The sequence below is a fragment of the Zhongshania sp. R06B22 genome (assembly GCF_040892595.1).
Classification (GTDB): domain Bacteria; phylum Pseudomonadota; class Gammaproteobacteria; order Pseudomonadales; family Spongiibacteraceae; genus Spongiibacter; species Spongiibacter arctica.
On sequence record NZ_JBFRYB010000001.1, the window covers coordinates 3,465,079 to 3,490,093 of the forward strand.

17 protein-coding genes and 1 tRNA gene are annotated in these 25,015 nt (G+C 50.6%); 8 read left to right on the forward strand and 10 right to left on the reverse strand.

Going from position 1 to position 25,015, the window contains the following annotated elements:
* Positions 1–318 precede the first annotated feature (318 nt).
* From AB4875_RS15685 to hflX, 3 genes are all read left to right on the forward strand, one after another.
* A tRNA-Ile gene (locus tag AB4875_RS15685) sits at positions 319–395 on the forward strand.
* Positions 396–993: 598 nt separating this feature from the next.
* A complete protein-coding gene (locus tag AB4875_RS15690) occupies positions 994–2,685 on the forward strand; it encodes an AMP-binding protein (RefSeq protein ID WP_368376997.1) in 1,692 nt (563 codons plus the stop codon).
* 482 nt (positions 2,686–3,167) lie between these two features.
* Positions 3,168–4,472 (forward strand): GTPase HflX, encoded by a 1,305-nt coding sequence (gene hflX / locus AB4875_RS15695; RefSeq protein ID WP_368376998.1) that lies wholly within the window; start codon positions 3,168–3,170, stop codon positions 4,470–4,472.
* 139 nt (positions 4,473–4,611) lie between these two features.
* Here the strand turns inward: hflX and AB4875_RS15700 are convergent, their stop codons facing one another.
* From AB4875_RS15700 to AB4875_RS15710, 3 genes are all read right to left on the reverse strand, one after another.
* Positions 4,612–5,241, reverse strand: coding sequence for a class I SAM-dependent methyltransferase (locus AB4875_RS15700; protein ID WP_368376999.1), 630 nt, complete (start codon positions 5,239–5,241; stop codon positions 4,612–4,614).
* Positions 5,242–5,246: 5 nt separating this feature from the next.
* A complete protein-coding gene (locus AB4875_RS15705; RefSeq protein ID WP_368377000.1) occupies positions 5,247–5,417 on the reverse strand; it encodes a hypothetical protein in 171 nt (56 codons plus the stop codon).
* A gap of 242 nt (positions 5,418–5,659) precedes the next feature.
* On the reverse strand, positions 5,660–6,586 hold the full coding sequence (locus AB4875_RS15710; RefSeq protein ID WP_368377001.1) for a LysR family transcriptional regulator: 927 nt from the start codon (positions 6,584–6,586) through the stop codon (positions 5,660–5,662).
* Positions 6,587–6,788: 202 nt separating this feature from the next.
* On the opposite strand from AB4875_RS15710, the gene AB4875_RS15715 reads away from it, so the two are divergent.
* The 5 genes from AB4875_RS15715 (at position 6,789) to AB4875_RS15735 (ending at position 14,080) form a co-directional block, all read left to right on the forward strand.
* Positions 6,789–8,231, forward strand: coding sequence for an NADP-dependent isocitrate dehydrogenase (locus tag AB4875_RS15715; RefSeq protein ID WP_368377002.1), 1,443 nt, complete (start codon positions 6,789–6,791; stop codon positions 8,229–8,231).
* A 581-nt stretch (positions 8,232–8,812) separates the two neighbouring features.
* Complete coding sequence (locus tag AB4875_RS15720) at positions 8,813–9,388, forward strand: HD domain-containing protein (protein ID WP_368377003.1); 576 nt, start codon at positions 8,813–8,815, stop codon at positions 9,386–9,388.
* Between the two features lie 120 nt (positions 9,389–9,508).
* Positions 9,509–12,124 carry a flavin-containing monooxygenase gene (locus AB4875_RS15725; protein WP_368377004.1) on the forward strand — a complete coding sequence of 872 codons (2,616 nt, stop codon included), beginning with the start codon at positions 9,509–9,511 and terminating at the stop codon, positions 12,122–12,124.
* Positions 12,125–12,275: 151 nt separating this feature from the next.
* Entirely contained in the window at positions 12,276–12,698 is a 423-nt protein-coding gene (locus AB4875_RS15730) for a PaaI family thioesterase (RefSeq protein WP_368377005.1), read from the forward strand.
* Between the two features lie 152 nt (positions 12,699–12,850).
* Positions 12,851–14,080 carry an NAD(P)/FAD-dependent oxidoreductase gene (locus AB4875_RS15735; RefSeq protein WP_368377006.1) on the forward strand — a complete coding sequence of 410 codons (1,230 nt, stop codon included), beginning with the start codon at positions 12,851–12,853 and terminating at the stop codon, positions 14,078–14,080.
* Positions 14,081–14,088: 8 nt separating this feature from the next.
* On the opposite strand, the gene AB4875_RS15740 is transcribed toward AB4875_RS15735, so the two are convergent.
* The 7 genes from AB4875_RS15740 to gabT form a co-directional block, all read right to left on the reverse strand.
* Complete coding sequence (locus AB4875_RS15740; protein WP_368377007.1) at positions 14,089–14,883, reverse strand: 1-acyl-sn-glycerol-3-phosphate acyltransferase; 795 nt, start codon at positions 14,881–14,883, stop codon at positions 14,089–14,091.
* A 320-nt stretch (positions 14,884–15,203) separates the two neighbouring features.
* Entirely contained in the window at positions 15,204–17,168 is a 1,965-nt protein-coding gene (locus tag AB4875_RS15745) for a pyrroloquinoline quinone-dependent dehydrogenase (RefSeq protein WP_368377008.1), read from the reverse strand.
* Positions 17,165–18,934, reverse strand: a complete 1,770-nt coding sequence (locus AB4875_RS15750) for a Vgb family protein (RefSeq protein ID WP_368377009.1) — start codon at positions 18,932–18,934, stop codon at positions 17,165–17,167. Before AB4875_RS15750 ends, AB4875_RS15745 begins: the two co-directional genes overlap by 4 nt.
* 19 nt (positions 18,935–18,953) lie before the next feature.
* Complete coding sequence (locus tag AB4875_RS15755; protein WP_368377010.1) at positions 18,954–20,057, reverse strand: TonB-dependent receptor; 1,104 nt, start codon at positions 20,055–20,057, stop codon at positions 18,954–18,956.
* Positions 20,026–21,264: a TonB-dependent receptor gene (locus tag AB4875_RS15760; protein ID WP_368377011.1), complete on the reverse strand. Its 1,239-nt coding sequence runs from the start codon at positions 21,262–21,264 to the stop codon at positions 20,026–20,028. Before AB4875_RS15760 ends, AB4875_RS15755 begins: the two co-directional genes overlap by 32 nt.
* Positions 21,265–21,326: 62 nt before the next feature.
* Positions 21,327–23,279: an outer membrane protein assembly factor BamB family protein gene (locus tag AB4875_RS15765; RefSeq protein WP_368377012.1), complete on the reverse strand. Its 1,953-nt coding sequence runs from the start codon at positions 23,277–23,279 to the stop codon at positions 21,327–21,329.
* A 244-nt stretch (positions 23,280–23,523) separates the two neighbouring features.
* Positions 23,524–24,801 (reverse strand): 4-aminobutyrate--2-oxoglutarate transaminase, encoded by a 1,278-nt coding sequence (gabT, locus tag AB4875_RS15770; protein ID WP_368377013.1) that lies wholly within the window; start codon positions 24,799–24,801, stop codon positions 23,524–23,526.
* Between the last annotated feature and the right edge of the window lie 214 nt (positions 24,802–25,015).

Sequence of the window (25,015 nt, forward strand, 5' to 3'; positions counted from 1 at the left end):
CCAACATTAAAAATGACAGCCCAGATTATTGCACTTCAACGGCAAAATAGCATACGCACAGCGATTTCTGTTAACACAGCGAGTCCAAGCACTGGCCAACCCCGCCACTGCACTCTATAATGCGCGCACGTTTTAAGGTGCGTAGATCTTCTACCGATCCCTCGCCCACAGCAATCTTATCCAGTTGCAAGAAGCACCCAACTAAATAAGAGAGCTGAAAACAGGGTAATCACTAAAAAGAACAAACACGCGCAGCGTGTGAAAGGCTGATTTATCAGCAACACGCTAGCGGTACATTGCGGCAGCGTTTAAAAATAAGGGCCTTTAGCTCAGTTGGTTAGAGCATCCGACTCATAATCGGCAGGTCCCCAGTTCAAGTCTGGGAAGGCCCACCATTTTTACTTTATTTTCAAAAGAGCGTGCTCTTGAAAGCATAGATTGGCCGGAATGGCCACGCTATGATTACAGCGAAACCACAGCTTGATCACGCACGGCCAGCCCACCTAAAACATATTCCCTTTAGAGGCGCTCCTGGCGGTTGCGGCCACTCATCACCCATTAAACTTCTGCTTACTTTGATCCAGCACTTCCAGGTGACGATAACGCCGCGAAAGTCCCATTTTCAATCATGCGTTTACTGCAACATAATTGGGTCAATCTGTTTTACAAATATTTAACTCCAATGAATATAAATCAATCGCAATTCAACACCAGTCTATCGCTCAGTAATTGCATGCCGAGTTTTCACTAAGCCCAGCATTCAACCCTGTTTGTGCCGCAGGTTATTGTAAAAATAACCATTCGGTAGATATTCGCCTTTAGCTCATAGCTATGACCGTTGTAAACAGGCGCTTTGAAAGCGGTATTGGCAATACCCCATCAAAGAACAGTCTGATAAAGTACCTATCCAATAATTGTATCTGTCGGCTCTACTTATTCAGTAGGTAGACATCACTTAAACAGGATCTGCTACGCAGAAGGTAAGGAGAAAACATGGCTCTTACTAACACATCCACCGGCCTTGATGGCCTATATCATTGGGAAAAAAACCTTCCTAACAAGGTATACCTGACCCAACCCTATGATGGCGGACAGACCATTGACTACACTTGGGCAGAAGTTGGTAAGGAAGCACGCCGCATGGCGACTTATCTCAAATCCCTCAACTACCCTGCCGGCAGCAACATCGCGCTGATATCCAAAAATTGCGCGCACTGGATTATTGCGGATCTGGCCATCTGGCTTGCAGGCCATGTCAGCGTGCCGCTCTACCCCACCTTGAATTCTGAAACGGTAAAATACATCCTCGATCATAGTGAAGCCAAACTGCTGTTTATCGGCAAGTTGGACGACTGGGATATGATGAAGGCCGGTATTCCAGCCGATATACCCAAGATCAACCTCCCGCTTTCACCCGCTCAGGAAGAACTGCCCGCAGATTGCATGAAATGGTATGACGCCATCCAGGGCGTTGAGCCCATGAGCGAAAACCCTGTACGCGGCCAAGACGAGATGGCAACCATCGTCTACACCTCGGGTAGTACCGGCCTCCCCAAAGGGGTGATGACCAGTTTCGGCGCCATTGCTGCGTCGGCCAGCTTCCTTGCCAACATAACTGACGTGAGTCCTGAATCCCGGGTTATCTCTTACCTGCCACTCGCACACGTATATGAGCGTGTGGCGATTGAGGCCAATACGCTACGTTACGGCTCACATGTATTCTTTGCAGAAGAGCTGAACACCTTTCCGGCCGACCTGCGCCGAGCACGTCCCACCTTCTTCCATTCCGTGCCTCGCCTCTGGGTAAAATTCCAGCTGGGCGTTATGGCTAAGATTGGCGAGAAAAAGTTTAACCGCCTTATGAAGCTGCCTATTATTCGCGGGATCATCAAGAAAAAGATTCTTACCCAGCTTGGGCTTGAGAACGTAAAGATTGCCGCAACAGGATCAGCACCTCTGCCTCCAAACGTCATCGCCTGGTATCGCAACCTTGGTCTTGAACTGCTTGAAGGCTATGGCATGACCGAAAACTTCGCCTATTCACATTGTTCACTGCCTGGCCGCAGTCGTGTCGGCTATGTAGGTCATTCGCAGGAAGGCGTGACCACCGAAATCGCCGATAACGGCGAGATTCTGATAAAGAGTCCCGCTAATATGATGGGCTACTATAAGAATCCTGAAAAAACCGCCGAAGACCTTACCGAAGATGGCTTCTTAAAAACCGGAGACATGGGCGAGCTTGATGAAGATGGTCGTCTGAAAATTACCGGTCGTGTAAAGGAGCTGTTCAAAACCAGCAAGGGTAAATACGTTGCTCCTGTGCCAATCGAGAACAAGCTTTGCGCCCACCGCAATATCGAAGTGGTCTGTATAGCCGGTGCCAACCAAACGCAACCCTATGGACTGGTGCTGCTCTCTGAAGATGATCTTGCCGCCCGCGCTAAAGGTAATCTTGATGAAGCAGCCCTAACCGAGGAATTCACCAAGCTACTTACGGAAGTAAATGCCACCCTCGACCCACATGAGCATGTGAAATTCCTCCTTGTCGTCAAGGATACTTGGTCTATCGAAAATGGCTTCCTGACCCCAACCATGAAGATCAAGCGCAATATTATTGAAGACCACTACGCACCCAATATCGACGCGTGGTACGGCGCTAAGAAAAAGGTCATCTGGGAAAGTTAACTTTAGAGATACCTAAAAAGTGATCTCGCCCGGATTTAAGGGACATCAAAAGCTACGCCAATAAAGGTTTCCTATATGGAGTACACATATAGGAAACCTCGCAATCAAACTTACACCCTGCAAGACGATCTCGCCGCCAGCTCAGTCTGAACTGGCGCATGAGATCAGCGTCACCCCTTATGAAAAACCTTTCAAGTGCGCATCACCGCTATACCCAGTAGCGAGACCTTGTCGGTGACCCTCTTCAAATCTCTATTAGGACGCTAACGCTAAACCTGCGCCGACTATAGCTTTATAGGCCCTCTTTAAGGCCAGTGGCTATCTGGAGCCACCATTATCAGAGCAACTCGGCCTGTTATGGCGTGGACGCAAAAGCGCGTGTTCCGCCTATACTTAAGAAGTCGCTCACGCTTATGTGTACACTCCCCCGCTTGCGACGCTATTTTTAAGGTCCGCGCCCCCACGCCACGAGAAGTAAACCAATGCTAAACCCCGAAAAACCAAGCCTGCCGCGCGCGCTAATCGTTGCCGTGCAATTAGACAATGTTAGCGACGTTGAATTTGAGTCTTCATTGGCTGAATTGGGTGATCTGGCAAAGACCTTAGGACTGCAGGTGGTGGGTAAATTTACCCAAAAGCGTTCGTCTTTCGACTCCACGGCGTATATGGGTGTGGGTAAGCGTGAGGAAATACGCCAATTCTTGGAAGACCAGCAAGATGGTGAGGTGGAGTATATTCTTGTCGACCATGAAATCTCGCCATCGCAGGCACTCAACCTAGAAAATGAGGTTGCTTGTGAGGTGATGGATCGCACGGTGGTCATACTCGAGATTTTTCATCGCAATGCCCGCTCACACGCCGCGCGGGTGCAGGTGGAGATTGCGCGCTTGACCTATATGGCACCGCGCCTGCGTGAGGCGGCCAAGCGCGCCGGCCCACTTGGCAGGCAGCGCAGTGGCACCGGCGGTCGCGGCACCGGGCAGTCGCGCAGCCAAATGGATAGTCGCAAGGTTCGCGACCGGATTGCCGAGCTCCAAAAAGAGATTGATGCCATGGAAGCGAGACGCGACACCCAGCGGTCTCGGCGTCAAGAACAATCAGGGCTAGAGCAGGTGGCGCTGGTTGGTTATACCAACGCCGGCAAATCTACCTTGATGCGCGCATTGACCGGCAGTGACGAGTTAGTGGCCAACCAATTATTTGCTACCCTAGACACCAAGGTACGCACCTTGTACCCAGAAAGTGTACCGCGGGTATTAGTGAGCGACACCGTTGGTTTTATCAAGAATTTACCCCACGGCTTGGTTGCCTCATTCAAGTCAACTTTGGACGAAGCCCTTAGCGCATCACTGCTGCTGCATATTATTGACGCCGGCGACCCCGGCTTTGAGATGCAAATTGAAGTGACCGACAAAGTATTGGCCGAAATTGGCGCCGATAGCGTGCCGCGCATTCGGGTGTTTAATAAAATTGACTATCTGCAAGATGAAGCCGCACAAGCACAGCGCAGCGAAGAGCTGCAAGCCAAGTATCCCGGCTGCATTGTTCTTAGCGCGCACCGCAAGGACGATATAACAGCGCTGCATCAGGCCGTTGTGCATGTTTTCCAACAGCAGCTAATTGAATCGGAAATCTTTTTACCCTGGTCGGCTCAGGAATTACGCGGCGAAATCTTTGCCTCTAGCGAAGTACTTGAAGAGCGCGCCGACAGCGATGGTGCTTTTTTCCGCTTCCGCGCTGCACCTGATGTGGTCGCAAGACTATCTGAGCTTGCCGCAGACGCCTAATGAAGTCGCACCACTGCCGCCAGAACCAAGCCTTAATTCAAGTTGAGCTGGGGCTTCTAGTGGTATTTGGTCAGCTATTTTATCGCCGTATATCTTCCCACTTAAAAGCGTAAGCCCCGCCAGAAGATCTGGAGCTTACTCAACCCTTTTTAGACACTATCGCTAGCCAAGGTTGCTGCTCTCTAGGCAGTCCTTTGGGCCGGTAGTAATGAGACAGCAGCTCAAAACCCGCATCTTGCAAATACCTGCTCGCGACATCAAGTTCCATAAAGTGGCCATATCGCTCGCCAGACCAGCCTTCATCCCTACCCCGCGGATTAGAGCTAAACAAGATACCACCAACTCTCAAGCTTGCATGTAATTCAGCAAGGACACGAGGCAGTTCCTGACTGGGTATATGGAACAGCGATGCATTGGCAAATACGGCGTCAAAAGCCAGTGGCGGTAAATCTAGGGATAGGAAGTCCTGACAGAGAATTTCACAGCCACTGTGCTGTCTGGCCATATCACAGAACTGTGCGCTGCCATCTAGCCCCACGGGACGATGGCCTAGGGATTTAAAATAGCCAACATCACGACCGGGGCCGCAGCCAAAATCCAAAACATCCAGACGCTCATCCGGTTCAAACTGGGATAACAAAGCACGGTAATTTTGCGACACATCGTGATCTTTAGTGCCCTCCCAAAACGATTGGGCCCTGGTATCGTAATGACCCACAGTAGTCTTTTCGATATGCTCAAGCTGCTCAGTAGACAATTGATTTGGCATTAGACTTAGTCTTTCTTTTCAATGGTGATTGAGAGATTCTTCGTGGAACCGGCATACCATTTTTGCACATATAGCGAGCCGACTATCGGTGCCTGGCCATCAACTGGAACTTCCTTATAACGCACGCTGTTTTTGGTTTCTTTTTCAAACTCAAAATTGACGGTAATAGACGACATAAAAATTCCTGCAAAACGAAGTGGGTATATGGAGACCGCTATTGTGGGGGCTCAGCAGCGGCTTAACAACAAGGTCCTCACAGTGCGCGGGACAGCACAGCATGCAAAGCTAAGCAGGCACATTTAAGTTTTGAGTACGCTAAAGTCGAGAAGCCCTAATTGGGTCAGCGCTATTGGCCAGCAGCTCACACGATATCCATGAGCTGGCAGAAGAGGCAAAGCTTAGGTTTTGTACCAAGCCATCATTTGGCTATTTGTGAAGACAGACCTTTTGTCACATGTTCGCGAAAAGCCATCGCTGCATTTGAAACGTGCTTTCCTTTGGGTAATACCCAATACCAGCTATTGGGTATTGGGAAGTCTTTTACTGGTAGCTCGATAAGATTACCCAGAGCCATATGACTTAGGGCATGCTGACTAATAATGGAGATACCCAAACCCGCCATCACCGATTCTTTTATCGCTTCGTTGCTAGCAATGGTAATTGGGCTTTGCATTTCCATCCCATTTTGTCTGAAAAAAGCTTCAATGGCATATCGGGTGCCCGAGCCTTTTTCGCGCATCAGTAAACGCTCACCATGGAGCTCACTCCATAAGATAGATTGTTTATCTTTTAGGCGGTGATCTTGCTTTGCTATTACCACTAGAGGGTTTTTGGTTATGAAATCAGTGGTGATATCTAACTCTCTCGGCGGGTTACTAAATACATACAAGTCATCTAGATTCTGCTTTAAGCGCTGAATGATTTCGGCGCGATTACCTACTTGAAATTCAGGCTCAATATTAGGATATGCCTGGCAAAACTCCCCAAGTAAATTTGGAATCAGATACTTAGCCGTCGTCACAACGCTAATTTTTAAACGCCCTACAGATAAGCCGGCCCTTGCTGCCAGAGCCATCTCCAAGTTATCCATAACATCAAACATAGAGCGTGTTGCGTCAAGCACCTCACGACCGGTATCGGTTAAATAGAGTTTTTTGGAGACCAGTTCGAATAATTGACAATCCAATGCCTGAGCTAACTTTGCGATTTGCGTCGACACGGTTGGCTGAGCGAGATGCAATGCCTGCGCCGCCAAGGTAACACTGGAGTATTCGGCCACCGCCATAAAAATCTCAAGCTGGCGAAAGGTAGTTTGCCTCGTATGTAAACGACGGGTCCAAGTCATATATCTACTAAAGCCTATGCATAAAAACAATGTAATCTATTATTAACTATGGAATATATCATTACAATCTTATCTGACTTAACTAAGCCCTTAAGTGCTAGCCATCGCTAGGCTCGGCTCGCCTTCAGGATCTTAGCTCAGTGCGCAAGGCCGCATTAGATGACTACATGCTCTTGCTACAAACATTAATGATGGAGTTTTTATGACGCACCCTATTGTTCCTATCACAGTCGCTTTTGGTGACGGTATTGGCCCTGAGATTATGGAAGCAACCCTGAAGGTCTTAGACGCCGCCGGGGCGAAAATCGCACCTGAAGCTATAGAAATAGGCGAAAAAGTCTATTTGAGCGGACAAACAAACGGCATTCAAGCGAGCTCGTGGGAGTCGCTGAGGAGAACTAAGGTTTTCCTAAAAGCGCCCATCACCACCCCGCAAGGTGGCGGCTATAAAAGCCTAAACGTCAGCATGCGCAAAGCGCTGGGTCTATACGCCAATATTCGCCCATGCATCTCCTACGCGCCCTTTGTAAAAACCAAGCACCCGATTATGGATTTGGTGATAGTGCGAGAAAACGAAGAAGATTTGTATGCCGGTATTGAACATAGACAGACTGAGGACGTTTATCAGTGCCTAAAGCTCATTACGCGACCTGGTTGTGAGCGCATTGTCCGCTATGCCTTCGAATACGCAAAGCAGCAAAACCGTAAGCGAGTAACCTGCTTTGTTAAAGACAATATCATGAAGCTGACCGACGGCCTGTTTCATCAAATCTTTAACGATATCGCCGCAGAGTACCCCGACATTCAGCATGACAGCATGATTGTCGACATTGGCGCTGCCAGAATCGCCGATACGCCAGAGGATTTCGATGTTCTCGTTATGCCAAATCTCTATGGTGACATCATTTCTGACATCGCAGCTCAAATTGCAGGGTCAGTAGGCATGGCTGGTTCAGCAAATATTGGCGACCAATGTGCCATGTTTGAGGCAATTCATGGCTCAGCGCCTGATATTTCCGGAAAAAATATCGCCAACCCGTCGGCCTTATTGCACGGCGCCATTCAGATGCTGGTGCATATCGGCCAAAATGATATTGCTGAAAAAATTCACCACGCTTGGCTAGCCACACTTGAGCAGGGCTTTCATACCGCCGATATTTATGAGGAAGGTAGGAGCAAAGTGTTATTGGGCACCGCCGAGTTTGCCAATGCCGTCATTGCCAATTTAGGTCAATCACCAAAGCAACTTAAAGCCCCTTCATATGAGGGCAGCAAACCCCTCAAATTACCGGTAGTTGGATACAAGAAACCCTGCGAAAAAGAGTTAGTTGGAATTGATATCTTTCTGCAATGGCAGGACGGCATACCCAAGACGCTCGGCGATAAACTCGTGAGGCATGGCACATCGGAACTGGAGTTAAAGTTAATTACTAATCGCGGCGTGAAGGTATGGCCCGACGGCTTCCCTGAAACCTATTGTGTGGACCATTGGCGCTGCCGCTTTATGTCCCCCACCATGCAATTAAGCTTTGATGAAATACTTAATGTCCAATCGCGTCTTCATGAAGCGGGGTTTGACGTCGTCAAAACCGAGAATCTCTATAACTTTAATGGTCAACCGGGGTATGCCGCAGTGCATGGTTAAGTTGCTCAGTAGACCATTTCAACAGAAAAACTTTTTATAGAAGAGCCTCTATAAGAAATCAACAGGCTCTCAAGTCACTGCATATGCAAGATTTGAGAGCTTTAACATCATTAGCCTCAATAATTACACCTACTTTGAGTTAACTACAAACCCAGCCCAGACGCCTGGATAAGACGCCTAGACCGCAAAGTAAATATGTTGCTTTACGCAGCCCATGGAAGTAACGTGTATTTCAAATAAAAATGCTTAAGCTAGGCTTCCAAGTTGTCATCACAGGCTTTCCACACACATTATAAAAATGACGTGAGATCATACTCATAGAGAGTTGTGAAATTAGCCAAGGGTGAACTCCAAATGCTAAAAACCAGAAAATTAAGTATTTATTTTCTGCTTATAAACGATCTCACCCGATAGAAATTTATATCTGTAAATATTAGCCCGCACAGAATATAAATATCATGAGTCAAATAATAATATAAAAATATCTTAAATTAAAGACGAGATTATTAGTAAACGAGTATTAGCATCGCCCGACACCACTAATCTTGCGTTAATTCAAACAGCCAAATAACGAGCATGCAATGAAGACATCATTTTCAAGAATATCGGAAAGTTCAGCCGACGACTGGAAGCTGATCATGAACGAACAGCTAAGGTATATCTCAAAATTACCCGATCGCATTTTAACTCACTTAGAACTATTGAGGGGCGACTACGGCGGCTTCCCTATAGATCGATTAGAGCACTGCTTACAAACTGCGAACCTGGCAGCAGAAGCAGGTGAGGACGAGGAATATATTGTTTGCGCCTTGCTGCACGATATCGGGGACACACTGGGCAGTGCCAATCACGCAGATGTGTCGGCGGCTATTTTACAGCCCTTTGTAAGTGAGGCGAATCATTGGATGATAAAGCATCACGCCATATTCCAAGGCTATAATTTCTTTCACCTACTAGGTATGGATCGCAATATGCGCGACCAATACCGAGACTGCGAACACTTTGACCGCACCGCCAAATTTATTGAAATGTATGATAATCCGGCCTTTGACAACAAGGCCCCTAAAATCCCCTTGGCGTCATTTGAACCTATGATAAGAAGAGTATTCTGCGAGCCAAAGAACAGCATGTACAAAAAAGCTTTTGGTTTTGAATAGCAAAAAAGAATAACAATACGTTGACAAACTCAGTATTTAAATAACTTAGACCGCGTCTCAGGCGGCAGGAAATCGCTTTTACACTGCTTATTATTTTGCAACGACCAACAGGGGAATGTGATGAGGGATATCAATACCATCGATGTTGACGTGGTCATCGTCGGCGCCGGATTCGCGGGCATGTATCAATTAGTGCAAATGCGACGCGCTGGGCTATCTGCGGTGGTGCTCGAGACAGCCGATGACGTTGGCGGCACTTGGTACTGGAATCGCTACCCCGGCGCCCGCTGCGACATTCTGACGGTCGACTATTCCTACAGCTGGGACCCCGAACTTGAGAAAGATTGGATCTGGTCAGAACGCTATGCGACCCAGCCGGAGATTCTCCGTTACGCACAATTCGTCGCCGACAAGCACGACCTCCGCCGCGACATTCGCTTCAACACCAAGGTGACCTCGGCGCAGTGGAATAGCGATGCCAAACGCTGGCGCATTCATACTGACAGCGGCAATGATGTCACCGCGCAGTTCTACGTGATGGCGACCGGCTGCCTGTCGATGCCCAAGGTTCCCGATATTGAGGGCACTGACCGCTTCAATGGCGAGGTCTACTTCACCAATAGCTGGCCCCACGACGGCGTCGACTTTAGCGGCAAGCGCGTCGCCGTGATTGGCACTGGTTCGTCTGGTATTCAATCAATCCCGATTATCGCATCACAGGCCGATCAGCTCACGGTATTCCAGCGGACGCCCAACTTCTCGGTCCCTGCACATAACGGCCCGATAGCCGACGAGCGACTCGTCGCGTATCGCCAAGATCCTGCGGCCTACCGCGAGGAAGCCCGTCACTCCGGCATAGGCGTGCCCACCACGCCGGCTGATGTCAGCGCCCTTGAAGTATCACCGCAAGAACGTGAGGCGACCTACGAAGAGGTCTGGCAACGCGGTGAGCTCGCTCACCTACTAGAGCCTTATAACGACTTAAGAATCAGCGCCGAATCGAACGACACGATACGCTGCTTTATCCACAATAAGATCCGCGAGATCGTAAAAGACCCCGAGGTCGCCGAGCTGCTGTGCCCCACCAACCATTACTTTGCCACCAAGCGCCCCTGCCTAGACTCTGGCTACTACGCCACCTACAACTTGCCGCAGGTTCGCCTCGTGGATTTGCAGAAGCAGCCTATTGAGACCATCACCGAGTCCGGCATCAACATTGTGAACCCCGCAATTAGCGCCAAGGAAAAGACCGAGTCGATGGCCTTCGATGCCATTGTCTTTGCCACCGGCTTTGATGCAATGACCGGCGCAATCGTCGGTGTCGACATCACCGGTCGCAACGGTGAATCACTTCGGGACGCTTGGGCGCATGGCCCGCAGACCTATCTCGGGCTAATGACCGTCGGCTTCCCTAATCTGTTTATGATCACCGGTCCGGGCAGCCCGTCGGTGCTGTCCAATATGATGGTATCGATAGAGCAGCACGTCGATCTGATCACTGACACCATCAAGCACCTTCGCGCCAACGGTGTCGACACTATCGAGCCGACGGAGCTAGCGCAAAGACGGTGGGTGCAGCACAGCAACGAGATCGCCGATTTGACCCTGCTACCCACGGCAAACTCCTGGTATATGGGTGCCAATGTGCCGGGTAAGCCGCAGGTCTTCCTGCCCTACCCCGGCGGCGTCGGCGAATACCGCAAGATTTGTGAAGAGATGGTGACGCGGGGCTACCTGGGGTTTGCGCTCACCGGTGCAGATGGAACGCAAAGCAACGATGGTGTCATCCGGCCCTTGAAGCCTGACGTGCAAGAGCTGCTATCAATCATGGCGGAGATGGCACTCCCGCCACTAGAAACCATGGGCGTGGAGGGTGCTCGGGCATTTATGGAAGCCTCCGGAGCGAATATGCCACCCGGCCCCGATGTCGGGGAGATCATCGACGGCACGCTGCCGGGCGCTGACGGCACACCGCTGGCCTACCGCCTATATCGGCCGGCAACTGCCGGACCGCACCCAATGGTCGCCTATTATCACGGTGGTGGCTGGGTAGTGGGCAGCGCCACCTCAGACGATCCCCTGTGTCGCTACCTGTGTGTTAAATCCGACTCGATCATTATATCGGTAAACTACCGCCACGCCCCTGAGGCGCGTTTCCCAGCCGCAGCCGATGACGGCCTGGCCGCGGCAAACTGGATTAGCGACCACGCCGAAGAACTCGGTGGTAAGCCCGGGCAACTATCCGTCGCCGGATGGAGCGCCGGTGCAAATATCGCGGCAGTGACCACGCAGCAGGCAAAGTTGGCTGGGGCGCCCGTAATTACCGGCCAGGTACTCTTAAACCCAGCCACCGACGCGAGTACCGTGCGCCAGTCGCATATCGACAACGCCGAGGGCTATGTACTGACGACGTCCCTTATGAACTGGTTCTGTGATCAGTACTGCGACCCAGCTGACCGTATCAATCCAAAGGCATCTCCACTGCTTGCCGACACCCTGTCAGGCCTGCCGCCGACACTGGTAATCACCTGTGAGTTCGATCCGCTGCGTGATGAGGGTGACGCCTACGCCGAGGCTCTGGCCGCCGCCGGCGTTCAGGTACAACACCTGCAGTGTCCCGGCCAGACCCACACCGCAATCCCCGCTGTCGATGCCATGGTGACATCAGAGTATGCCCGAGTGGCGATGGCCGATGCACTGCGCAGGTTTTCTAGCGCAGTAGTCGTTCATCACTAAGACTGGTATTACAACCGCGACGGAGATCACTAGCGTTAAAAAGGGCCGCGGGAGTTGTGGAGACTCCCGCTGTTTTTAACCGTTAATCAGCGATGTAAAGCGTAGCTATAACTTGCCACCTTATGTGTTCATAGATACGGAGATCAAATACATGGAAGAAGAATGCGGCCTTAACTCTGTCACGACTACAAGTCTAGCCGAGACTGAGGAAACTTCATTTTCGCCATGGGTAAAAGCTATGGGACTGACAGAGCTAACTCTTGGAGAGAACAGCGCATCAGGCCTGCTTCCTCAAGATAGCAGTTTACAGCGAGCTAATGGCGCCATTTGCGGCCAGGCAATAATGGCAGCCATAGACACAATAGTGGCACTGGCTATTTCAACTGGAGAGAAAGTATCAAAAGGTACAGCACGCCAGAATACGCAATTCCTCAGGCCTGCAATAGGCGAAGACCTCCGCATTGAGTCGAACGTCATAAAATTCGGACGGACGATAGCTTACGCCGAAACCCACGTATATTTTGCCAAGTCAGGCAAACTAGTAGCACACTCTACAAATGAGTTCGTTTATTGACCGCGTAATAAGACGGCTATCAATACTATTATTGTAAGTAAACTGCTGCGCCGCTATATAATGGTCTCGATCTAAACTTACTTGAAACACGTATTGCGTCATAGTCTTGGCCATCACACCGCCATCCACGTCACTTGCTCAGGAAATCTCTTTTGATACTCAATAAAACCAAGCCTCACATCATCATTGTCGGCGCCAATTTCTCTGGCCTTACTGCCGCCAGCAAACTGAGTAAATCTTATGAGGTGACCGTTATTGACCCCACTGAGAATTTTCAATGGACTCCCAATATCCACGAAATTTTGTCAGACGTGAAAAAGCAGACCAGTCTGAGTTTAAGCCTAGAAACCATGATATCAAGACTGGGACATCGCTTTGTTAATAGGGCCGTAAGCGCCATTGACGGCAAAATGCAAACCGTCACCCTCGATGACCAGCAAACCCTAAACTACGATGTACTGTTGATTGCATCTGGTCATGCGCGGTCTAACTATGGCATTAAAGGCGCCGACGAATACGCCCGCGGATTTCGCACTGCTGATAATGTTATACAAGTACATCGCGATATTACTGCGGCGATAGACAGCGGAAAACGCGCTATTAACATCAATATTATTGGCGGTGGATTTACCGGTGTAGAAGTATTGGGCGAGCTATTACGCAAATATTCTGGTGACAAACGCCTGCATATAAACGTCATCGACAGCGCGCCAAGATTGATACAAGCGCTGCCAGAAAAACTATCATCCGATATTGTAGAGCGATGTAAAAACCATCAGATTAGTTTTCACTTTAATAAAAAAATTACGGAAGTGAAAAAAGATAGCATTGCCTTCAGCGACCACGAATCCCTTGATTCAGATATCACCATTTGGTCAGCAGGCACCAAGCTGCCTGACTATCTTGACAAGATTGATACCGAGAAAAGTGCCAATGGCCTAGCAGTGAATACCTATTTGCAAGCCAAAAGCTTCAGTAATATTTTTGTTGCCGGTGATTCTGCGACGTATCCAAAACCACTTCCCAAGCAAGCAAGCATTGCCATGGACATGGGTGGCCATGCCGCCGCTAACATTGTGAGATTTTGTGCAGGCAAAGCCTTAAAACCGTTTAAAGTCAGCGCAACACCCGTGCTGCTATCACTAGGTGATATCAATACTTACTTTATTCAAGGCAAGCTAGTGTTAGCAAGCCCCATGCTTGCTGCAGCCAAAGAAGCGGTATATCAGGTTTATATGGCAAGGCTGTCGACCCTATTGCCCTTGGAGCAAAGCTGTTCAAGTCTGGCTAGCAGAGTCACCCTATCCGCTGAAAAACTGTTACTTGCGGAAGTTTTTAAGTTGAGACCTAAGGTGCTACTACAGCGCAGTAAAATTTTATAGGGTTTCACTCAGCTCATATCAACTACAGCCAAGTTCATTTTATCCCACTGGGCTAATAGCAAGGCGCGACGGCCTTCGTCATCTGCCGGTATATCCGCCGCAGCTACTCGCCAAAAGCGCAGCCGCACCGTGGTATCCATCCAAGCGCCATTAAAGAGTTTGGCAAAGCTGGCAGAACCTTCAAAACCTGTGTGCGCACAAAATAATAGGTCTTTCTGTGGCGCACCGCGCATCAACGCTAAGGCTCCCGCAGGCCTAGGGGGCAAAATACTCGTCAAGCGCTCGGCGCGCTGCAAAGCGTCACTATTTCCGCTTGTCGCCAATGAGCGAATAATGCGCTGACGCTTTTGCGGCGAAAAGCGCGTGCCCTCAATATAAATCACCAAGCTTTCACGCTCGCTAGCCTCCGCTGCCAAGCGCTCTAAAGAACGCAATTCAGCGCTCATATCTTCGGCAACACGATCTAGGAAAACATTCGGCAAACGGTTACCGACAATATCTAAACAAGGATCTAAGAGCAGCTCTTTCTTCAGGACATAGCGAACTTGAAAACCGCGGGGAATGGCGTAAAACGACATAGGTAGAACGGTGTCGCCAATACTGCTGTGGCGGGGCAAAAGAATCGCGCCGGGGCCGGCTAGCGACGCCTGTCCTTCAATCACAAAGTTAAGACGAAATAGCTTTTCTGCCGCAAACTTAAGTGTATCGGCCCACCAAAACTGTAAACGGCTATTGGCATTTAAGTAATCTTTACCACCCCCGCTAGGGAGATGGCATTTTAGCCACAAGTAAAAACTGGCCACAACTCCTGCACATTCACAGGCCAAGTACACCGTGATAAAACACAAGCAGCGCGTGGCCGACTGCGCACTCTTAAAAAGGAGACCTAATAAAAAACTGATGGGCAGCCATAAAAAGGCTGAAGCCACCATAAACATCGAAGCAGTGAAAAGCAGCGGTATCGATACCAGCCTGCGCCACAAAGGATTATTCATTTTCATAACAATGCTTGATCCGAAATCCCACAACAAGGAAAGTAAAGCCTTCAATTGGCCGCTTTCTTTTTGTTCGAATAATAAGTCAAAGCCAAGTATACGAAAAGCTGTCGGATTAGATTTATGCCTCAATCCGCGGAAGATTTCTCGCTCTCTGGTTCAGCTAGCGCAAAAGCAATCAGAGAATCACCCATCTCGCGCTGGTACATATGATGTCCACCTGCGGCGATGACGACGTACTGCCGACCACCGCGTCGATAGGTCATTGGCGAGGCGACCGCGTCGGCCGGTAAGTCGTGTTGCCATAAGACCTTGCCACTGTCTGCGGAGAATGCGCGAAAGCGTCTATCCATGGTCGCGCCAATAAATACCAGCTTGCCTGCCGTCATCAGAGCGCCACCAAGATTCGGCGTTCCCCAGTTGATATCGAAAGGCAGCTGCACTGGCGCCATTTGGTGCACAGAACCTAGCGGACTTTGCCACTTCATTTCACCCGAAGCCAAATCTATGGCCAACAGTTTCCCCCATGGCGGAGCGCTGCAGGGAATACCCAGTGGCGACAATAAACTTTCCACCACCACGGTATAAGGTGTGCCCGCCATACTAATACGCATGGTGCGGCCAGCGGGGGGAATATGCTCGCCCTTCTCTTCACGAACCGTTGGTTTTAAATAACCCATAAAGGGCGTGGCATTCACGTTTACTACTAACTGCTGACGCTCAGGCCAGAATACCCCACCGCCCCAGTTGGCGCCGCCAAGACTGCCGGGCATCATTAACGTGGGCTGCTCCTGCAGTGCCGTAAATAGTCCATCATTATGTAAGCCCGCAATTTTTTTCCGGCAAGCGCCGCGATCCAAGGGCGTGAGACCCCAGGCATCCTCGGCGTGCAGTTGCTGCACCATAAGACGCGGCAAGGCCGGTGACGAGGGCTGAGTAGCGGACAGCTGCTCGCCAGCGACCGAACGCTGCGACACCGCGGTCTCAACAATGGGGAATAGTGGTTTGCCGGTCTCGCGATGGAAAACAAACACAAAACCCTGCTTGGTCAGTTGCACAACCGCTGGAATCATTTTGCCATCGCGACGCAGGTCAATCAGCATTGGCTGGGCCGGCGTGTCGTAATCCCAGACATCGTGATGCACAAACTGGAAATGCCAAACCATTTCACCTGTGCTGCCGCGCAGTACCACCAGAGAATTTGCATAGCGATTATCGCCCGGCCGCAGTGCGCCGTAATAATCTGGCGAGGGCGCACCAGTGGGTATAAATACGAGATCGCGCGCTTCGTCGACAGAGAGCGGCGCCCAAGCATTGGCCCCGCCCGACACCGCCACCGCGTCCTCCGGCCACTGATCCGCATTCGCCGCCTCGGCATCGACGGGTATGGGTTCGAACTGCCAACGCGGCGCGCCACTGCGCACATCGAAGGCTTTTATAGTACCGCGCGGAGTGTGGGCACGCACAAAATCCACCACCGCCGAACCGACCACAATGGTGTCATTTACAATGACCGGCGGCGACACACTACCGATATCACCGGGCACAAAACCTTCGTCGGAACTGTACAGTTTGACGGTTCCGCCATTACCAAAATCTTTACACAGGCTGCCATCTTTAGCGTTTAAAGCAATGAGGCGACGGTCGTGAGTCGCGGTTAAAATACGATGGGCGCACTGATCGGCCGGGTTTTTATGATCTGACCACCACGCTACGCCTCGACACTTAAACGGTCTTTCACCCGCAAGCGAAATACGCGGATTATAACGCCACTGCTCAACACCGGTTTCTGGGTTCAGGGCAATAACTTGATTAAATGCCGTGCAAAAAACCAAATACCCACCGGCCGCCTCGGGCAATAAAATCGGCGTGGTCTCCATTGCACTGCGAGGTAACTGTTCAGCAAATTCTTGCGCCTCACCGCTGCGATATTGCCAGGCCATCTGTAGATCCGACACATTATCGCTATTAATTTGCTGCAGCGCGGAGAAACCACTGCCGCCCTGATCGCCTCGGTAGTAGGGCCAGTCCTGCGCCGCCGCGCCCTGCGCAATTCCGGCACAAACAATCAGTAGCTGCCGCCAATACCTCATTGCGAATAAGGTTGTATATGAATGAGTGTTGGCTGGGCATCCTCAATCTGCCAACTCGGGAAGTGGGAATTACTGGTGAATACCGATCCATCCTCGGCAATTTCAATATCACGGGTAAACGTGCGCTGACGCGACATGGGATAGACCTGCCAAGTCTCGGTATCGATATCAAAACGCAAAATGGTATCTGACTGGTTGCCATTCACCCAAACTGCGCGACGCTCACGATCAACATTTAGCGCGTAGGGAATTTCACTGCGCAATGGCAATGGGTACTTGCTCAACACGCCCGAGTCGGGATCGTATTTCGCCACCAAACCATCTTGAAAGGCGACCATCCACACCTTGTTGTCAGCATCTACCCGCAGGCGGCGCGGACCATTGACCGTCACATCAATCATGGCCAATTCGCCGCTCTGGGGATCGATATAGCCGATGTCATTGGCGTACAAGCGTGCAAACCAAACTCGTCCATCAGGAGCGACGTCGATTCCATAGGGCATAGGCAAACCACTGGATTTCCGATCCACTGACGGCATGGGCCGATACTCTGGGTTGATAAAAAAGATCACTGGCAACAATTTAATCGTTAGCCACTCTTTAAAAGAGCGCGCCGGAATATCGTAGTAAGTGAAGACATTAGTCACGCGATCAAACATGGCAATCTGCGACGACAATGCCAGCGTGAACCACACTCGATCTTGGGCATCGGTGCGAATGGTATGGGGGTAAAAGCCCTTCTTCATCGGATGACGAGTAAAGGTTTTACTGTGGGGATCAAACTCCAATAATGCCCGCTGCATAGAGGGCGTAATAAATATATGGCCATCTTTTGGCGACACCGCAAAAGAGTGCACACCCACATAATTATTGACCTTGCCATAGCTTTTAAATCGATTCCCCAAAAAACCACCGAGCTCATCATTCTCGTCATGAGGCACTTTATAGACCGTGTATTCACCAGTTATTGGATTCACCTCATAAATCCGATCTTGCAGATTATCGCCGACATAAACCATGCCATTGGGGTGCAAAATAAAATCATGCATCTGCGAAAAGCCATCGCCTATCGGCCACTCGCGATAGCTCGCTGCAGCCAATTCAGCATCCCATTCACGTGGTGCGGGCAATGTGTCAAAGCTGGCGTTCAATTTAGCAAAGCCAGACGCCAAGCCTTCGGCCAAGGGTTGTTTTAAGTCGTCGGCAATACGCGCGCCGTACCCACCCATACGCTCGATAACGTCCAGCCACTCAGCGGGTGAGCGCTCAACGCGCATAAAAGGGGATGCCTGCTGATGACAGAAGGCGCAATTCAGAAAAAAGTGTTTGCGCAACTCAGGGCCACCGCCAATATCCAACTGGGAAAGCCAAACGTTGGACGGCTTTTGAGCCGCGAGTACAAGGGGATCAAACTCCCGCGCCATTTGCAGCTCGGCGAGATTATCAGCACCCGGTGAATGCAAATCTTTATAACCGGGTTTGCGCAAGCGATAACGATACATATCGCCGCCATCGGGAAAGGACACCAAACCCTGTTCATTGCTAAAGCGGGTACTTTCCAGCGCCGCGACATTGCCGACGCCATTGGGCGGGTAGCCATCATCGCTTAAATCCAGAACCGGCGCAGTGACTAGTCGCTGGGTCACCATCACGGTTGCCAGTGGCTTGCTGTCTTCACCCGTGACCAACAAGTCCATGGCCACCAGCTGGCCCGCTGGCAATAACAAGAGCCACAGGCATAGCGATTTGTTTACTAGCTTTTGCATAATGTCATCCAGCCCTAAATCAATAGTTCAAACGCAAGCTAATGCCAACGCTGCGCGGATCACCCAGAAAGGTCTGATAAGAGCCTTCACTGGAACCGACATTGGCATCAAATACCGCATGAAAGGTTGCCGGCCCAATCGCCGACGCGTACTGCTCATCGCTAAGGTTTTTTCCCCACACAGCAACATCGACACTACTGCCGCGCCAGCCGAGACGGGCATCGATAATGCCGTAGGCCGGCTCGTAATGCCGAGGATCAAGATCTGGAATATAGGCTGTAGAACCTTGGTAGCGATAAGCTAGACGGCTGTAAAGATCACCATCGAATAAAGGCTGGGTATAGCGCAGCGAGGCATTGGCCGCCAAGCTAGGCGTAAAGGGCAGCTTCTCACCGCTGAGATCACACTGGCCGAACTCATTATCAGGATCGCGACCGTAATAGCATTGGCCACCGTCATAGCTCTCATACACCACATCCAAGACCGTGGCACTGATGCTGGCGGTAAACCGATCTGACAATAACAACAGCGCTTCTATTTCTGCGCCGTCCATAATCACCTGCTCAGCGCTATTCACCACAAAACTCAAACCAATAAACGACGCGTTTTGCTGACCGTCGTAAACGGTGTGAAATATTGCCCCGTTGAGACGAGCGCGCTGATCCCAAAATTCGGCCTTCCAACCCAACTCAAAGTTTTGCACGTCTTCCGGCTCAAAGGTACGCAGCTCCGGCGGCACCGTGCCAGACTCCAAATTATAGCCACCGGCCTTAAACCCCGTTGAGTACGTTAGGTACAACATAATATCTGGGGTTGGAAAATAACTTAAACTGGCCTTGCCGGTGGTGGCCGACCAACTATCATCCGCGCTATAGGGATCGACATTGGGCGCCACAGAGCAAACCGGATTGGTATCAAAGGGCGCAGAGCAACCATTTTGCGCGGTATTGTAGGTGGCAATATAGCCCTGTTTTTCCTCATCTGAATAACGCAGACCAAGACTCAGATTCCACTTTTCACTAAGATCAAAGTCGACCTGAGCAAAGATGCCGTAGCTCGTGGTTTGTTGATCGGCGCGATAATAGCCCTCGTCACCCTCTACCCCTAATATGGGTATTTGCACAGGGAGAGGTACTGGTAGCGCCAACAAAATATTGCGCAACAATAGTGCCGTATTCCTCAACCTGATCTTCCATACGCAAAAACGGTTTATCCGAATCACCGCGCTGAAAATCATTGTAGTAATAATAAACCCCAGTCATCCATCGCAGGCTGTCACTACCTTCTGAGGCAATGCGGAACTCCTGGGAAATGGATTCACCCGCGTGCTTATCAAAATTACTGGCAATATTGATCGGCATAAGTTCGACGTTATACATATACTTTTCGGAGTCGTAGATATCATAGCTACTAATGGAGGTAAAACTGTAAGACTCGCCGCTGTATTGCACATTGAGTATCGCATCACTGGAATCTTGCTTAATAATGGGTTTTAAATTGTGCTCAACCACGTGATCAAGAGGATCATTATTACTAATATCATAGCCAGCCTGACTGATCATTTCGCGGGTGCGCTCACTGTAGTAAACGTCAGCCCCCATGGCGTTCATATCACGTTCCAACCAACCGGCTATCAAGCGTGCCGTCCATCTATCAGAAAAATCGTATTGCAGCTGGCCGCGCAGCGCGATGTCATCTAAATCTCCGCTATCAGGACCACTGAGATTTTTCGTTAAGTTTCCGCGACGGCTAGTGCTGCCACTTAATCTACCTGCCAACTTTTCGCTTAAAGGTCCGCTAATATAGCCTTTGACTTGATGGAGATCATCACTGGCATAGGTGAATTCCAGCATCGTCTCAAGTTCGCGGCTGGGTCTTGCCGAGGACACCGCAATCAATCCCGCCGAGGCATTCTTACCGTATAGGGTGCTCTGCGGCCCCTTCAATACTTCAATGGATTGCACGTCAACAATATCGCCTAAACCAATACCCGAGCGCGAGCGAAAGGCACCGTCAATATAGAGCGCAACCGCCGGCTCAAAGGTCGGCACATTAGCCGCGTTACCAATGCCGCGAATGCGCACTGCTGTGCTCATGGGTTGATCGGTGGTGAGGATATATAGGGATGGCACTAAGGCCGAGACATCACTGATATCTCTAAATCCCGACTCCTGTAAATCGTCAGCTGATAACGCAGATACGGCGACTGGCACATCCTGCAAACTCTCGCTGCGTTTCTGCGCAGTAACAAGCACTTCTTCTAGCACTGGCGCGGCAATAGCCGGGGAAATAAAGCAACACGTGAGTAACAACGGCGGTATTCTTTTCATATTGTGCTCCTTGCGACCACCAATTATTCATGGTCATTATTTTTATTATTAAAGGGCTATATTTATCGAAGAATTTTATACGCTAGCAATACATTGCCGGGCAGCTGCCCGAACATACTGTAGCCGGAGCTAACATAGAGCCAATCCCCCACAATAATCTGGCCGCCGACATCTATTGCGCCACCATGCCCGTCTATGCCATTGCTCGCAGAAATAGGCTGGGCGGTATTTCTTGACCACAGCAGCTCACCATTAAAGCGATCAAAAGCCCGAATTTCACCATCTAGTCCTGCACTGAACACTAACTCGGCTGTCGCCGTTACCGCTGCCGAAAGACCGTAGTAAAAACTGCAGCGATACAAATCGGTGAGATCTACTTTGCCCCCAGCGCGATTATTTTCTAAACCAACTAAGGGCCGTTTACTGTAATCAAAATCGCAATTACGGGTGGCCGTATACCGCCATAGCAACTCACCGCTATCACCATTTAGAGCGTATAAACCTGGTCGTGGTGTATACCCTGCTTGCTCTCGCTCAGGGTCGGACACCGGCACATACAAGCTATCACCGGCCAAGGCCATTCCCCAGTGAATACCGCCATTGCTGGTGCCCTGACTTAAACGCTGACGCCATAACACCCGGTTGGCACCATCAGCGTCTGGGTCCAGCGCAAACACTTCACCGGATTTTTGGCCGGCGAATAGCACTTGCTTACCACTGCTTAATGTCGCCAAGATCACCGAGGCGCCAAAGTCGAAGTCCTCACCGGGATCACTCGGGCAATTGGCGCCACCGTTCAAGCAGCCGGCATTCCAAACATCGCCGCTGATGGCCTGAAACTTCCACACCACTTCACCGCTGTCTAAATCTAAGGCAATGATGGCATCACTGGTGTCGGTCGCTGGTCGGGTGAGGTTTTCACCAGTGCCAACGTAGAGCCGGTTGCGCTTGGTATCAATGGTGGGGCTTGACCAAACTGCCGCACCCGACGGCCCATAGCGATCTTGGCCGGCGCGATTGCTTCCTTGCAGAGTAGCTTCATCGGTCGCATGCCAGGTCCATACTTTATTGCCAGTCTCGGCATTTAAGGCCATAACACCGCCGTGAGACGTGCAACAAACATGACTTTCACTACCTGCAGCGGCAACTTCAAATAAGGATACCGGCACATATAATTTATTATTGTGAAAACTAATAGAACCGGAGATAAGCGAGAAATCATTTAGTCTTGCCGACTGCTGCCATACGATATCTAAGGTATTGGGGTCCACTGCATAAATGGTGGCCAGCGAGTCTGCAAAAATGAGTAATTGTCTCGAGTCACCCAAGGTCGCCACGGTGATCGCAGAACGTATGCCGCTAAGCATTTTCCGATGCGCGATAACGCAGCCGCTGCGGCGATCGAGCACAAACAACTTGCCCGCCTTATCGCCGATAAAAATCCGCTCGCCGATCACAGCCGGTTGCGAGCGCATATCACTGACGCGTGGAAAGGCAAAACTCCACGCTAGGCTTAAACTCCCGACGTTATCTTTACGTATCGCGGTTTGTTGATCTGAGACAAAACGACGATTCTCAAGCCCAACACCCCAGCTACCCACAACGGGGCTGCGACTGCGCGCTGGCTCGGGGTCACACATCGCACTAGCTAACCAGTCGTATTGGCCGCTGGCACTGCCCGCCAGATAGTGTGCAATCAAACCGCGCTGTTGTTTGCTGAGATGAGCAGCCATAGGCTGCATTTTGCCAAACTCTAAGGCAATCATCAGATCTTCTTTGGCTAGCAGTGATAAAGCCTGCCGTGTGGGTGAATTCATCGCAGGATTGTCGTGGCAGTCAGCACAGTGTTGATCAAACAAATACTCGCCGGCACGGGCCAAAGGAAGATGGTCGGCATTGCGCAGCACCCAGGCTTCGCCATGTTGCATAAGCCAAGCTTTTATCTCGTGACGATTAAGCGCGCCAGCGATGACAAGCACCACCAGCATGACGCCAAGGACAAATCGTTTTTTCATTGCAGTCTCTTATTATTATTTGAGCAGCGCTGTCACTAATCACTGATGGCGCGCAGCTTCCATATTTATCTTCTTCGCTTAAACTCGCACGGCCTATCAAGACCTAGGTATTGGGGTGATCCCTACCATCGCTGGCCATAATAGTAGCCAACCGCAGACTAACTCCATACTCCTAATGGCATTATGCATATCAACGCTCCCGAGAGCGACTGAAGGCTCCCGGCAGGCGGCGATTGGCGGGGCCTCAGACTGTCAGCTCACTGAGCGCTTTATCGATGATAGCCAGACCTTCTTCTAGCACTTCGTCCTCAATGGTGACTGGCATCAAGAAGCGAATTGAATTTCCATGCATGCCGCAAGCCAGCAGTATCAGACCATTTTCCTTGGCCTTGGCGGTGATCGCTGCGGCCAGATCGGCACGAGGTTCACGGCTGGCTTTGTCGGTCACCAACTCGAATGCGGCCATCGCGCCAACGCTCCGCGAGTTATCGACAAACTCGAACTTTTCCTGCCAGATCGCGAATCGCGTGGCGAGCTTGTCACCAAGACGATTAGCCGCGCCCAGGATGTCCTCAGTCTCGAAGATGTCCATCACTGCCAGCACCGCGGCGCAGGACACGGGGCTACCGGTGTAGGTACCACCGAGTGAATTCGGCCCCGAGCTGTCCATTAGTTTGTCAGTACCCACTATCGCAGAAATAGGCATGCCATCACCCATACTCTTGGCCATAGTCATCATATCGGGCTCGACGCCGCTGTGCTCAATCGCGAACATTTTGCCGCTGCGGCCAAAGCCACTCTGGACTTCATCAACAATCATTAGAATGCCGTGCTCATCGCAAATCTCACGAATGGCCTTGAGGAAGGCAGGCGAAGCAGCATAGAAACCACCCTCGCCCAGTATGGGCTCAATAAATATTGCAGCGGTGTTGGCAGGATCAGCGTCGGTACGCAGGGTCATTTGCAGCCCCCGCAATGCTTCTTCTTCACTCACCCCATGGTAGTCCACCGGATAAGGGGCGCGAAATACCGTGCCCGGCATGGGACCGAAATCACCCTGATAGGGCTTTACCTTGCCGTTCATCGCCATGGTCATAAAGGTACGGCCGTGATAGCCACCGTCAAAGCAAATAATATTAGTTCGACCGGTTGCCGCCCGGGCAATTTTCACCGCATTTTCCAACGCTTCAGCACCAGAGTTGGCCAGCATGACCTTGGCATGACCGCGCACTGGGCTGATTTCGCTCAGCTTCTGCGCCACTCTAACGTAGCCCTCATAGGGCATAACGGTCTGACAGGTGTGCATAAGCTGGTCAAGCTGGGCTTTTACCGCAGCAACCACCTTGGGATGGCGATGACCGACGTTTAATACGCCAATACCCCCAGCAAAGTCGATCATTCGCTTGCCATCTGCGTCCCAGACTTCGGCATTGCTCGCGTAAGCGGCAAATTGTTCATTGGGGCTGGCCGCGCCAGCGGCTACATAACGTTCTTTTAATGCTTGCAGTTCTGAATTATTCACGTTTTCGTTTCCATATATTGAAACTATTCGAGCGGGATCGAAGCCGATCCATCGGGGGATACGCCAGCCTAGCGCTGGACGCGGGTGACTCTAAACCAAACTTGTGTCTTAAAAAGACCGCAACAGTTAATATTCTGACAGACTGGCACAGAGCATGGCTCGCCAGAAGAAGGGGTTATCGCTAGTCGGCAATCGCCTTTTGAAAAGCTATGAT